Origin of the sequence: Amycolatopsis sp. 505, from assembly GCF_031625235.1 — a bacterium.
Lineage (GTDB): Bacteria > Actinomycetota > Actinomycetes > Mycobacteriales > Pseudonocardiaceae > Amycolatopsis.
The window spans coordinates 130,683-141,997 of sequence record NZ_JACKQP010000014.1 but is presented as its reverse complement, the minus strand read 5'-3'; the positions used below and the strand labels follow the sequence as shown (position 1 = coordinate 141,997).

The 11,315-nt window shown below is 70.6% G+C and carries 12 protein-coding genes; 4 read left to right on the top strand and 8 right to left on the bottom strand.

Annotated elements, in window-relative coordinates; translation table 11 throughout:
• The first annotated feature begins 3 nt into the window (after window positions 1-3).
• A complete protein-coding gene (locus tag H5965_RS40810; protein WP_310976425.1) occupies window positions 4-621 on the top strand; it encodes a hypothetical protein in 618 nt (205 codons plus the stop codon).
• On the opposite strand, the gene H5965_RS40805 is transcribed toward H5965_RS40810, so the two are convergent.
• From H5965_RS40805 to H5965_RS40785, 5 genes are all read right to left on the bottom strand, one after another.
• The gene (locus tag H5965_RS40805; RefSeq protein ID WP_310976424.1) at window positions 618-1,355 is read right to left on the bottom strand and encodes an SDR family oxidoreductase; all 738 of its coding nucleotides are present in this window, start codon (window positions 1,353-1,355) and stop codon (window positions 618-620) included. The genes H5965_RS40810 and H5965_RS40805 overlap by 4 nt on opposite strands.
• A gap of 75 nt (window positions 1,356-1,430) precedes the next feature.
• Complete coding sequence (locus tag H5965_RS40800) at window positions 1,431-2,291, bottom strand: amino acid ABC transporter permease (RefSeq protein ID WP_310976423.1); 861 nt, start codon at window positions 2,289-2,291, stop codon at window positions 1,431-1,433.
• 73 nt (window positions 2,292-2,364) lie between these two features.
• Window positions 2,365-3,012 (bottom strand): amino acid ABC transporter permease, encoded by a 648-nt coding sequence (locus H5965_RS40795; RefSeq protein WP_310976422.1) that lies wholly within the window; start codon window positions 3,010-3,012, stop codon window positions 2,365-2,367.
• A gap of 86 nt (window positions 3,013-3,098) precedes the next feature.
• Window positions 3,099-4,025 (bottom strand): glutamate ABC transporter substrate-binding protein, encoded by a 927-nt coding sequence (locus H5965_RS40790; RefSeq protein WP_310976421.1) that lies wholly within the window; start codon window positions 4,023-4,025, stop codon window positions 3,099-3,101.
• A gap of 58 nt (window positions 4,026-4,083) precedes the next feature.
• A complete protein-coding gene (locus H5965_RS40785) occupies window positions 4,084-4,812 on the bottom strand; it encodes an amino acid ABC transporter ATP-binding protein (RefSeq protein ID WP_310976528.1) in 729 nt (242 codons plus the stop codon).
• Between the two features lie 278 nt (window positions 4,813-5,090).
• Between H5965_RS40785 and H5965_RS40780 the strand changes: the two genes are divergently transcribed.
• Window positions 5,091-5,765 (top strand): response regulator transcription factor, encoded by a 675-nt coding sequence (locus H5965_RS40780; RefSeq protein WP_310976527.1) that lies wholly within the window; start codon window positions 5,091-5,093, stop codon window positions 5,763-5,765.
• A 5-nt stretch (window positions 5,766-5,770) separates the two neighbouring features.
• Window positions 5,771-7,165: a HAMP domain-containing sensor histidine kinase gene (locus tag H5965_RS40775; protein ID WP_310976420.1), complete on the top strand. Its 1,395-nt coding sequence runs from the start codon at window positions 5,771-5,773 to the stop codon at window positions 7,163-7,165.
• On the opposite strand, the gene H5965_RS40770 is transcribed toward H5965_RS40775, so the two are convergent.
• Entirely contained in the window at window positions 7,162-8,088 is a 927-nt protein-coding gene (locus tag H5965_RS40770; RefSeq protein ID WP_310976419.1) for a TAXI family TRAP transporter solute-binding subunit, read from the bottom strand. The two genes, H5965_RS40775 and H5965_RS40770, sit on opposite strands and share 4 nt — an antisense overlap.
• A 125-nt stretch (window positions 8,089-8,213) precedes the next feature.
• Here H5965_RS40770 and H5965_RS40765 point away from each other — a divergent pair, with 125 nt between their 5' ends.
• Window positions 8,214-8,930 carry a zinc ribbon domain-containing protein gene (locus tag H5965_RS40765; RefSeq protein ID WP_310976418.1) on the top strand — a complete coding sequence of 239 codons (717 nt, stop codon included), beginning with the start codon at window positions 8,214-8,216 and terminating at the stop codon, window positions 8,928-8,930.
• 10 nt (window positions 8,931-8,940) lie between these two features.
• Here the strand turns inward: H5965_RS40765 and H5965_RS40760 are convergent, their stop codons facing one another.
• Window positions 8,941-9,276, bottom strand: a complete 336-nt coding sequence (locus H5965_RS40760; RefSeq protein WP_310976417.1) for a hypothetical protein — start codon at window positions 9,274-9,276, stop codon at window positions 8,941-8,943.
• Window positions 9,277-9,278: 2 nt separating this feature from the next.
• Window positions 9,279-11,033: a hypothetical protein gene (locus tag H5965_RS40755; protein ID WP_310976416.1), complete on the bottom strand. Its 1,755-nt coding sequence runs from the start codon at window positions 11,031-11,033 to the stop codon at window positions 9,279-9,281.
• Window positions 11,034-11,315 lie beyond the last annotated feature (282 nt).

The window sequence follows — 11,315 nt, the reverse complement described above, 5'->3', positions numbered from 1 at the left end:
GGAATGTCCGACGGATTCGTGCGCCTGTACCGGCGGGACTGGACACCGGAACAGGTGCACCGGCGGGTCGACTCGCTGGCGGCGGCGGGGATGGTGCTGAGCCATCCCCGCACCGGCCGGATCACCGCGATCAGCGGCGAGGGCGAGACCATCGGCGAGCAGGTCGAGATGAACCGTGCCGGCCTGCTCGCCGCCATGGCCGGCCTGGGGGAGAAGCAGTTCACCTTCCAGTACTGGCTGACCGACGACGAAGACGCCGACGTGGTCTGCACGGTGAGACAGGCCGGTGACGGCGTGGTCGTCGAGGACTACGGGCTCGACGGCTTCGGCGGTCCGGTCCACCGGAAGGGACAGGACACGGTGATCCGCCGGATCCTGGCCGAGTTCCGGGCGACCGGGCCGGCCGCGGTCGGCCTGGTCGTCGACCGGTGGGGGCCGTCGCTGGACACCGACCTCGACGACATCGTGACCGGCGGCCCGACCCCGGTGACGATCACCCCGGAACTGATGGTGTTGCGGCCCGAGATCGCGCGCCGGCATTTCGAGCCCGGAGAACTGGTCCCGTTCGGCGACTTCCTCGCCCGAGACACGGACGGGATCCTCGCGCTGGTCCCGGACTAACCGAGCGAGCGGCCGCCGTCGACGAGCAGGCGTTGCCCGGTGATGAAGCCGGCTTCCTCCGAAGCGAAGAAGCTCACCGCGGCGGCCACCTCCTCCGGCGTGCCCAGGCGCCCCGCGGGGACCGAGGCCCGGTACTGCTCGCGCTCGGCTTCCGGGACCTCCGCGTGCCGCTCCACCGGGATGAACCCGGGCGCCACCGTGTTGACCGTGATGCCGTCCGGGGCCAGCTCGCGGGCCCACGCCCGGACCAGGCCGAGCTGGGCGCTCTTGGCCGTCGCGTACGCCGAGCGGCCGGGTGGCGGGCGGTCCGCCACCTCCGAGTCGACGTGCACGATGCGGCCGTGACCGCGGGCCCGCATCCCCGGCAGCACCGCGTGGCCCAGCAGCACCGGCGACCGGACGAAGAAGTCCAGCTGGGCCAGGTGATCCGGCCAGTCGACCGCGGACACCGGCGCTTCCGGCTGCGGTCCGGTCGCGTTGAGCACCAGCACGCCGATCGGGCCGAGCACCGCCGTGACCGCGTCGACCAGCTCGCCGGCCTGGCGCCGGTCCGTCACGTCCGCGGCGAACGCCGCCGCGCGGCCCCCTTCGGCGAGGATGCCTTCCGCGGCCGTCTTCAGGTCGGCGTTGTCGTGGCGGCCGTTGACCGCGACGGCGAACCCGTCTCTGGCCAGCCGGCGAGCGATCACGCGGCCGAGACCCCGGGAACTGCCGGTCACCAGTGCGACACCCATGCGCCCGACGCTAGGGGACACCTCCGGACACGACAAGGCCCCCGGGACAGGTCCCGGGGGCCTCGAACGGGTGACTCAGGCCGACGCGGCCGCCAGGTTTTCGGTCGCGGCGGGCGGTGCGGCCACGACCTTCTTGTTGCGGCGGTTGCGTCGCTCCAGGTACGTCGCCAGCGCTGTCAGCAGCAGGCACATCACGACGTAGATGGCGGTCGCCACGATCGTCGACGGCACGATCGGCCGCCCGAACGCGCCCTGCGAACCGATGTAGCGCGCGTAGTACAGCAGCTCCTGGTAGGTGATGATGAACCCGAGCGCGGTGTCCTTCAGCAGCACGACCAGCTGGCTGATGATCGTCGGCAGCATCGCCCGGATCGCCTGCGGCAGCAGCACCAGGAACATCACCTGCGTCTTGCGCATGCCCAGCGCGTACGCGGCTTCGCTCTGGCCCTTCGGCAGCGACTGGATGCCGGCGCGGAAGACCTCCGCGAGCACCGAGCCGTTGTACAGCGTCAGGCCGAACACCACGCCGAGGAACGGCGTCATCGGCACGCCCAGCGTCGGCAGGCCGAAGTAGAACAGGAACATCAGGATCAGCGCCGGGATGGCGCGGAAGAACTCGACGACGAACCCGGAGACCCGGCGGATCCACACGTGGTCGGACAGCCGGCCCGCCGCGAAGATCGCGCCGAAGATCACCGCGAGCACCGCGGCGGCGGCGAACGCCTCGACCGTCGCGAGCACCGCGTCGGCCAGGTCGCGCTGCACCTGCGCGTACTGCAGCCACTCCCACTTGCGGGCGGTGAACTGGCCGCTGTCGTAGAACCGCCAGCCGATGTAGCCGACGAAGGCGAGGACCACGAGCGTGCCGATCACCGCGTACGTGCGGTACCGGAGCCGGGCCTTCGGGCCCGGGACGTCGAACAAGACGTTGCTCATGCGCACACCTCGCTGACGCTCGGTGCGGCCTGAGCCGCAAGCGCAGTGTTGAATGATTCGGTCGCAAGCTCCCTCATCGGGCCACGCTCCAGCGCTTCTCCAGGCTGCGTTGGACGAACGACAGCACGGCGACCAGGATGATGAAGCCGAGCGCGACCCACAGCAGGCCGATCAGCTGGTTCTCCCCGCGTTCGGACAGGTACTGGCGGATCGCGCCGGCCTCGGCGACGGAGAAACCGGCCGCGATGGTGGTGTTCTTCAGCAGCGCGATCAAGGTGCTGATCAGCGGCGGCACGACCGAGCGCAGCGCCTGCGGCAGCACGACCTGGCCGAGGATCTGGCCGAAGGTCAGCCCCAGCGCCCGGCCCGCCTCGGCCTGGCCGACCGGCACGGTGTTGATGCCCGAGCGCACGACCTCGCAGATGAACGCCGAGGTGTACACGGTCAGCGCCGTCACCGCGGCCGGGAAGTAGTCGAGCTTGACGATGTCGAGCAGCGGGTAGGCGAACACGAAGAACGCGAACACCAGGGTGAGCGGCGTGTTCCGGGCGATCGTCACGTACGCCGCGCCGACGGCGCGGAAGACGGGGACCGGGCTCACCCGCAGCATCGCCAGGATCGTGCCCCAGATCAGGCTGCCGACGGCGGAGAGCACGAACAGTTCGATCGTGCGCAGGAAGAACGGACCGAACAGGTCCAGGTTGTTGAGCAGGACGTCCATGGAGCCTTCCCCGCGTCCGTGGTCAAGGAGTGGATGTGAGAGGGCCGGTGAACCGGGAAACCCGATCCACCGGCCCCGGTGTCACGTCAGTACTTCTCGAGGGTCGGCTTGGTCGCGGTCGAGCCCGACTTGCCGAGGGTGGCGTCGTAGATCTTCTGCCAGGTGCCGTCGTCCAGCGCCTTCTGCAGGATCTCGTTGACCTTGTCGCGCAGCACCTTGTCGTCCTTGTTGAGGCCGATGCCGTACTTCTCGGTCGAGAACGTCTTGCCGACGACCTTCAGGGTGTCCGGCTCCTGGGCCGCGTAGCCCTTGAGGATCGCGTCGTCGGTCGTGACCGCGTCGACGTCCTTCGACTGCAGCTTCTCGACGCACTGCGAGTACTTCTGGAACTCGACGATGTTGCCCGGCTCGGTCAGGTTCTGCTGCCGGACCTTCTGGATCGGGGTCGAGCCGGTGACCGAGCAGACCTTCTTGCCCTTGAGGGTCTCCGGGCCGGTGATCGAGGTGTCGTCCTTGCGGACGAGCAGGTCCTGGCCGGCGACGAAGTACGGGCCGGCGAAGGAGACCAGCGCCTTGCGCTTGTCGGTGATCGAGTAGGTGCCGACGTAGTAGTTCACGTCGCCGTTCGCGATCGTCTGCTCACGCGCGCCGGAGTCGACCGTGCGGAAGGTGATCTTCTCCGGGTCGAAGCCGAGGCCGGCCGAGACGAGCTTCGCGATCTCGATGTCGAAGCCGCCGAACTTGCCCGTCGTCGGGTCCTTCTGGCCGAGGCCCGGCTGGTCGTCCTTGGCGCCGACGGTCAGTGCGCCCGCCGACTTCATCTTGGCGTACACCGGCGAGCCGGCCAGGTCGACGCCCTGCGCGACCGGGTAGCTCAGCGCCGCGGGGGCGTTCGTGCCGCTCTGGTCACCGGAACCCGGCGAGGTCGGCGTGCCTTCCTTGCCACAGGCGGTCAGCGTGGTCAGCGCCAGGCCACCGGCGAGCAGTCCCACCGCGAGGGTGCGGATCCTCATGTGAATCTCTCCTGTGTGTCGTCACCCGGACGCCGACGGCGCCGCGGAACGTTTGTTCTCAGTGGGTCAGGATCTTGCCGAGGAAGTCCTTCGCGCGCTCGCTCTTCGGCGCGGTGAAGAACTCTTCCGGCGTCGTGTCCTCGACGATCTCGCCGTCGGCCATGAAGATCACCCGATCGGCTGCCCGCCGGGCGAAGCCCATCTCGTGGGTGACGACGAGCATCGTCATGCCGTCCTTGGCCAGCCCCGTCATCACGTCGAGGACCTCCTGGACCATTTCCGGGTCCAGCGCCGAGGTCGGCTCGTCGAACAGCATGACCTTGGGCCGCATGGCCAGCGCCCGCGCGATGGCGACGCGCTGCTGCTGGCCACCCGAAAGCTGCGCCGGGTACTTGTCGGCCTGGTTGGCGATGCCGACGCGCTCCAGCAGCTCCATCGCCGTCTTGCGCGCTTCGGTCTGCGAGGTCTTGCGGACCTTCACCGGCGCGAGCATGACGTTTTCGACGATGGTCTTGTGCGCGAACAGGTTGAACGACTGGAACACCATGCCGACGTCGGCCCGCAGCGCGGCCAGCGCCTTGCCCTCGGCGGGCAGCGGGACGCCGTCGACGGCGATCTCGCCCGAATTGATCGGCTCGAGCCGGTTGATCGCCCGGCACAGGGTCGACTTGCCCGAGCCCGACGGGCCGAGCACCACGACGACCTGGCCGCGAGGCACCTCGAGCGTGATCTCCCTGAGCACGTGCAGGTCGCCGAAGTACTTGTTCACGGCGGACGCCTTGATCATCGGCGCCGCCACCTCCGCGGTCATCTGGCCTCCCGGGTCGTTCGTGCAAATCGGGCATGGGTCACCACGCGATGGCGAGAACCTACCGTTGCTTCACCGGCTGGCAAGGCCGCTTGAGCAATACTTAGGGTTTCAACTGAGTATCGATGTCCCTTTTGGGGGGTGTCCACCCGGAGTCACGGAGTGTGACCGTCCGGGTGGCCGGTGCGGGAGCCGCCCGGACGTCCTAGAGTTCGCCGTACCGGCCGGTGAAGCAGGTCACCATGGGAGGCGGACGGGTGCGGGTGCTGCTGGTGGAGGACGACGACCGGGTCGCGGGCGCGCTCATCCCGGCGCTGACCCGCCGCGGCCTGGCGATCGCCCGGCTCGCCACCGGCGCCGGCGTGCTCGACCGGGTGCACGAGGTCGACGTCATCCTGCTCGACCTCGGCCTGCCGGACATCGACGGCGTGACGCTGTGCCGCCAGATCCGCGCGGTGAGCGACGTCGCGATCATCGTCGTCTCGGCGCGCGGCGAGGTCGACGACCGGATCCAAGGCCTGCGCGCGGGCGCCGACGACTACCTGGTCAAGCCCTACGACGTCGAGGAGCTGCTCGCCCGGGTCGAGGCCGTGCGCCGCCGCCGCGGGGAGCACCCCGCCGCCGAGCCGGTGGTCATCCGGGTCGGGGACGTCACCGTCGACGTCTCCCGGCACGAGGTACTGGTCGACGGCAAGGCGGTCGCGCTGTCCCGCAAGGAGTTCCAGGTGCTGGCGCTGGTGGCGGGCGCCCGCGGGGCGGTGTGCTCGCGCGAGCACGTGCTCACCGAGGTGTGGGGCCACCGCGGCGCGGCGGAGAGCCGGTCGCTGGACGTCCACGTCGCGACGCTGCGGACGAAGCTGGGCCGCCCGGCGCTGATCGAGACCGTCCGCGGGGTCGGGTACCGGCTCGGCGGCCAGGTCGCCCGGAGCTGAGGCGGGTGCGCGTCCGGCTGCAGGGCATCGTGCTGACGCTGGTGGCGTTGCTGGTGTTCGGCCTGGGCATCCCGCTGGCCAGGAGCATCGCCGCGGGGGCGCAGCAGGACCTGTTCCTGGACCGGCTGACCGACACGGCCCGGTTCGCGTCGCTGGCGCAGCGTCCGCTGCTGGACAACAAGCCGGGGCTGATCGAACCCGACCTGATCCGCTACACCGACGTCTACGGCGTCCAGGCGCTGGTCGTCAACCAGGACGGCAAGCTGTTCGCCTCCTCGCTCGGGCAGTCCGCGCGGATCGACCTGAAGGACGACCGGGTCAGCGGGCCGGTCCACGAGGCGCTCGCCGGTCGCCGGTCCCAGCCCACCGGGGTGCTGATGCCGTGGGATTCGACGCCGCTGGTGCTCGCCGAACCGGTGCTCGCGGACGGTGAGGTGCACGGCGCGGTGCTCACCGTGTCCGACACCGGCGCCGAGCGGGCGGACGTGCTGTGGTGGTGGCTGCTGCTCGCCGCGGGCGGGATCCTCGCGTTCACGCTCGCGCTGGCCGTGGCGATCCCGGTGGTCCGCTGGATCCTGCGGCCGGTGCACCGGCTGGACGACGCGACGGGCGCGCTGGTGGCGTCGGTGGTCAGCGGCCGGGAAGCCGAGCCGGTCGGGGAGAGCGGCGGGCCGCCGGAGCTGCGGCAGCTGGGCCGCTCGTTCGACCGGATGGCGTCCAGCGTGTCGGGTGCGCTGGCGGCACAGCGGGCGTTCGTCGCCGACGCGTCCCACCAGCTGCGCAACCCGCTGACGGCGTTGAAGATCCGGCTCGGCAACCTCGAAGGCCACGTCGACGACGAGCCGGCGGCCGCCGACCTGGAAGCGGCGCGGGTGGACGCGGGCCGCCTGCACCAGATCCTGGACGGCCTGCTGTCGATGGCCCGCGCCGAGGCTTCGGGTGGCGAGCTGGACCCGGTGGTGCTGGACGAGGTCGTGGCGGACCGGGTCGCCGATTGGTCGGTGGTGGGCGAGGCCCGCGACGTCCGCTTGGTGGTGGAGACGTCCGGCGACGGCGCGCGCGTGTGCATGCCGCCGAGGGGCGCGGAGACGATCCTGGACGCGTTGCTGGACAACGCTTTGAAGTTCACGGCGGCGGGGACGGAGATCCTGGTCGCGGTGGCGCGCTCGGGCGACCGGGTGCGGTTGTCGGTGCGGGATCACGGGCCGGGCCTGCCGCCGGAGGAGCTCGACCGGGCGCTGGACCGGTTCTGGCGGAGCCCGGCGCACCAGAACGTGCCGGGGTCCGGGCTGGGGCTGGCGATCGTGAGTGAGATCGTCGCGCATTCGGACGGGGAGCTGGCGCTGGAACTGCCCGAGGGGGGCGGGCTCCGGATCTCGATGGTGTTCCCGGTGGCCTAGGTCTTCTGCGACCGGTAGTACCGCAGCGCGCCCGGGTGCAGCGGGATCGGCTGGGTCTCGATGCCCGGGTGGACGTCGATCGACAGGGCCGCCGAGTTGGCGTTCGCCAGCTCGCGGCGGGCGTCGAACAGGCCGCGGACCAGGGCCTCCGCCACGTCGTCCGGCATGGACTCCGGGACCACCAGGAAGTTCGGCACCACCAGCGTCGTCACCGGGAAGGCCTGGTTGTACGTGCTCGCCGGGATCGTCGCGGTGCTGTAGACCTGGCTGCTCGCCTGCACCCTCGGCATGACGTCGGCGAGGTCGAGCAGGTGCAGCTTGCCCCGGTTCTCCGGCTCCAGCAGCTTCGGCGTGGGCAGGCCGCCGGACCAGAAGAACGCGTCGACCTCGTGGTTCAGCAGCGCGGTGACGGACTGGTCGAGGCCGCGGGTGCTGGTGCTGACGGAGTCCCGCAGCCCGATCGTCTTGAGCAGCCAGTTGGCGATGAACTCGACGCCGGACTGCGGTGAGCCGATCGCGATCCGGTGGCCGCTCAGCTGCGACACCGACCGGATGTCGGAGTCGGCCCGGACGACGATGTGCAGGTAGTCGTCGTGGATCCGGGCGAGCGCGGCGAACCTCGGCTTGGCTTGGTACTGGGCCGCGGCGACGTCGGCCGCGACGAAGGCGACGTCGGCCTGGCCGGTGAGGACCTTGTCGACGTTGTCGGGCGAGCCCTGCGTCTCGAGCACCGCGGGCCGGTCGATGCCCAGGCCGCCCTGCCAGGCCGTGGCGAGGGTCTGGGCGAGTTTGTAGTAGACGCCGCTGGAGGTGCCCGCGGCGATCCGCAGCTCGAGCCCGCCGAACCCGGAGGTGCAGGCGGCGAGCACCAGCAAGAGGGCGGCCGCGATCGCGAGTCCGCGCGTGCGCCTGCTGCTGGTCACCGCCTGATCGTGCCAGACGCCGGGCACCGGAGGGAATTCCGGGACCGCCGATTCCGCGGGAATCCGGAAAGATCGGTTTCGGCCCGGTTTGTAACAGGCCGCTTCACGCGACGGACTTCAAGGCCATGAGCTCCTGCACGGTGTGCGAACGAGAACTCGAACCCCAGGCCCGATTCTGCGGAACCTGCGGGACGCCGGTCGACGCTCTTTCCCCGGCGCCGTCCGGGACCGTGACCGGTTCGTCGTCGCGGAAACTGCTCCCGTTGCTGGCCGCGGGATCGCTGGTGGCGCTGGCCGCCGCCGGAGCGGTGATCTTCGCGGTTTCCCGTTCGCCGGGCCCCGCCGCGCCCGCGGCGCAGCCCGGAACCGGACCGGTGGAGGCGCCCACCCAGCCGTGGGCGCCCGCGACGAGCGCGGACCTGCGCACGACGTGGTCGCCGCCGTCCGTGACCACGTCGAGCACGACGGTCACCGAAGCCGACCTGCGCGACCAGGTTTCCCGCGACCACGACGTCGCGGAAAGCCTGGTCGGGCGCTGGCTCCCGCAGTTGTCGTCGAAAGCCGCCGGTCTCGTGGTGAACGGCGTGACCTACGACGACGCCGCCGTGCTGGCCGATTTCCGGCGGTTGCGGGAAAAGTACCCCGACGCTTTCATGGTCGATTCCGGTGATTACCGGAACTTCAGCCGCAGCGGCTTCTGGGTCACCCTGAAAGGGCAGGCTTTCTCCAGCGCCGACGACGCCAACGCGTGGTGCGGGCAGCAGGGATTCGCCCGGCAGGACTGCCACGCGAGCCGGCTCACCCACACCGGTGGGCCGAGTGGCAACTCCAAGCCGCGGTGACGAGGCCTCGTCACCCGAAGAGCTTGAGGACGAGCTCGGTGATCTTCGTGAGCGGTGCGCTCAGGTCGCCGATCAGGGTGGTGACGGTTTCCCAGCGCTTCCGGACCACCTTGCCGCGCGGCTCCTCCTTCTTCAGCTCCTCCTCGATCTTGCCCACTTCCGCCTGCACTTCGGCGCGGTCGGCCGCGGGGGCGGCGGCGATGATGTCGGGCCGCACCCGGGCGAGTGCCTCGAGCAGGTCCTCCACCGGCGCCGCCGGCCCGGACGTGTAGTGGTTCACGCTGGCCTGGTGCCCGACGGCGCTGCCCTCGAAGTGCGCGCCGCGCATGTCGAACCGGTCGCCCATGATCACTTCTCCTTTGCGGGCTTGCCGCCCTTGTTGACGCTGCTGTGCGAGCCGACCGCCGAATCGACGAAGGTGCTGCCGCGCAGGTCGTAGGTGTTGTAGACGGGATCGGCCAGTTTCGTGAACTCGACCACGGAGTAGCCGCGCTCCTGCAGGTAGGCGCCGACCGCGCGGAACAGCGTCGAATCCATGATCCGGACGTACCGCTCCACGTCGACGTCCTGGAAGTAGCTCTGCACCAGCTCGGCCTGCGCCAGTTCGCGCAGGCTCCGGCCGGCCCCGTACTTGGCCGGCTCGATCTTGTCGGGGCGCTGCTGCAACGCCTTGAAGCCGCGGAACACGGTCTTGGCGCGCCGGAGGACCGTCGCCGGCAGCAGGCACCACTCGACGGCCGCGGCCCGCAGCGGCGCGAGCACGGGGGACCGGTGCCGGTCGATGGTCCGGTAGCGCGGATCGATCGGCAGCAGGGCCAGGAACTGCCATTCGAGGAACAGCATCCGCTGGTTCGTCCCGACGTGGAGGTAACACGACGTGGTCAGGTCGCGGTCCCACGACTCGATGCGGTAGCAGCGGTAGTACCGCGCCCACTCCACCGAAGCGTCGGCGAGGTGGCGGGCCGCTTCGGGGTCCAGCTGCGGAGCCGGCCGCCCGGCCAGGCTCGGCAGGACGCCGGGCACCGCCGCCCGGTCGGCCACCAGCCGGTCCGCCGGGATGAGCACCTGCTCGCGCAGCACCAGGTCTTCGAGGCGCCGGCCGGGGCCCAGCGAGGACGTCCCGCGCAGCCGCGCCATCGCCGCGCTGACCTGGTCCTGCAACCCGGTGACGTTGATCGTCTCCGGTTCGGCGTCGTCGTCGGCCGGTTCGAGCGGCAGGGTGATCACCTGCTGGTGCAGCGGGATCCCGGCGCCCACGAACGGGGAGAACCCCCGGTGCACGACCACGTCCACCTTGTCGGGGTGGCGCGCCAGTTCCTGCTCCACCCGGGCCAGATCGCCCAGCGGCCCGGCGAACCGGTCCAGGCCGAGCCCGCGCAGCCACCGCTCCTGCTCGTCCGCGCTCATCTCCCGGTTGGGGACGAAGGTGCCGGTGCGGAACCGGTCGAAGACCAGGAAGTGCACCGCGAACTCGTCGGCGCCGAGGACGACGGCCATCAAGACGATCAGGACGAAGGGAACGACGATGACGCCCACGCCCAGGCCGGCGCCCACGCTCGAAGCCGCCGTGCCCAGCTCGGAGCCCGGTGACTCGGACCCGAGGCCGAACACCGTCCCCAGCGCGTAGCCGATGACGCTGATCCCGGCCAGCGGCAGGACGACGGCGACCATGAGGACCGTCCCGATCGCCGCGCCCCGCTTGGTGGGCGTGAGCTTGCCGGTGACCACGGCCAGGACGGTGGCGACCACCAGCCACGCGATGAACCACAGGGGGTTGAGGACCAGCATCACCAGCAGCAGCCCCAGCAGCACCCCGTCGCGGATGCGCCGCCGCGCGCGGGCGGCCACCGCCTCGCGCAAGACGGCGGTGGTGTCCACGCCGGGTGTCTGCGGAACGGCGCGGAACGGTTCGACGAGGAATTCCTTGATCGCCTCGTCGGCGAATTTCTCGTCGAGCTGCGCCGCGGCACAGAGGTATCGCGTGGTGATGTCCCGCCGCGCCAGGGAAGCGCCACACTGCTGGCAGTATTTGTCCCCGGCTCGGTTGACCGACCGGCAACGCCGGCAACGTCTGCTCTGTTCGGTTTCGACACCGACAGCCATGGAATTCCCTTTCCGGTCCGATCCCACCCGGGAGTCGTCCGGCCGGCCGTGCGGTGTTACAGACCGGAACCGCGTTCACCGGTTCCGGTCGTCGTGCGACCGGGCGGGTGCGCCGAGTTGCCGGTGTCGCCGGCAACCCGGCCCAGAGCGAGATCCGGGGCGCGGTCGCGGCGATCAGCCCGCTCGGGCGAGTCACCGCGCCCCGTCGAAGTCCGGATCGAGTGAATTCGTCGAATTCACAGAGGCTTCGCAAAAGATCAGGTTACTGACGGGCGAATTACT

Excerpts from the sequence above, each read along its gene's own strand:
- H5965_RS40810 (WP_310976425.1), top strand. The coding sequence starts at position 4 with ATGTCCGACGGATTCGTGCGCCTGTACCGGCGGGACTGGACACCGGAA.
- H5965_RS40805 (WP_310976424.1), bottom strand. The coding sequence starts at position 1,355 with ATGGGTGTCGCACTGGTGACCGGCAGTTCCCGGGGTCTCGGCCGCGTG.
- H5965_RS40800 (WP_310976423.1), bottom strand. The coding sequence starts at position 2,291 with ATGAGCAACGTCTTGTTCGACGTCCCGGGCCCGAAGGCCCGGCTCCGG.
- H5965_RS40795 (WP_310976422.1), bottom strand. The coding sequence starts at position 3,012 with ATGGACGTCCTGCTCAACAACCTGGACCTGTTCGGTCCGTTCTTCCTG.
- H5965_RS40790 (WP_310976421.1), bottom strand. The coding sequence starts at position 4,025 with ATGAGGATCCGCACCCTCGCGGTGGGACTGCTCGCCGGTGGCCTGGCG.
- H5965_RS40785 (WP_310976528.1), bottom strand. The coding sequence starts at position 4,812 with ATGATCAAGGCGTCCGCCGTGAACAAGTACTTCGGCGACCTGCACGTG.
- H5965_RS40765 (WP_310976418.1), top strand. The coding sequence starts at position 8,214 with ATGAGCTCCTGCACGGTGTGCGAACGAGAACTCGAACCCCAGGCCCGA.
- H5965_RS40760 (WP_310976417.1), bottom strand. The coding sequence starts at position 9,276 with ATGGGCGACCGGTTCGACATGCGCGGCGCGCACTTCGAGGGCAGCGCC.
- H5965_RS40755 (WP_310976416.1), bottom strand. The coding sequence starts at position 11,033 with ATGGCTGTCGGTGTCGAAACCGAACAGAGCAGACGTTGCCGGCGTTGC.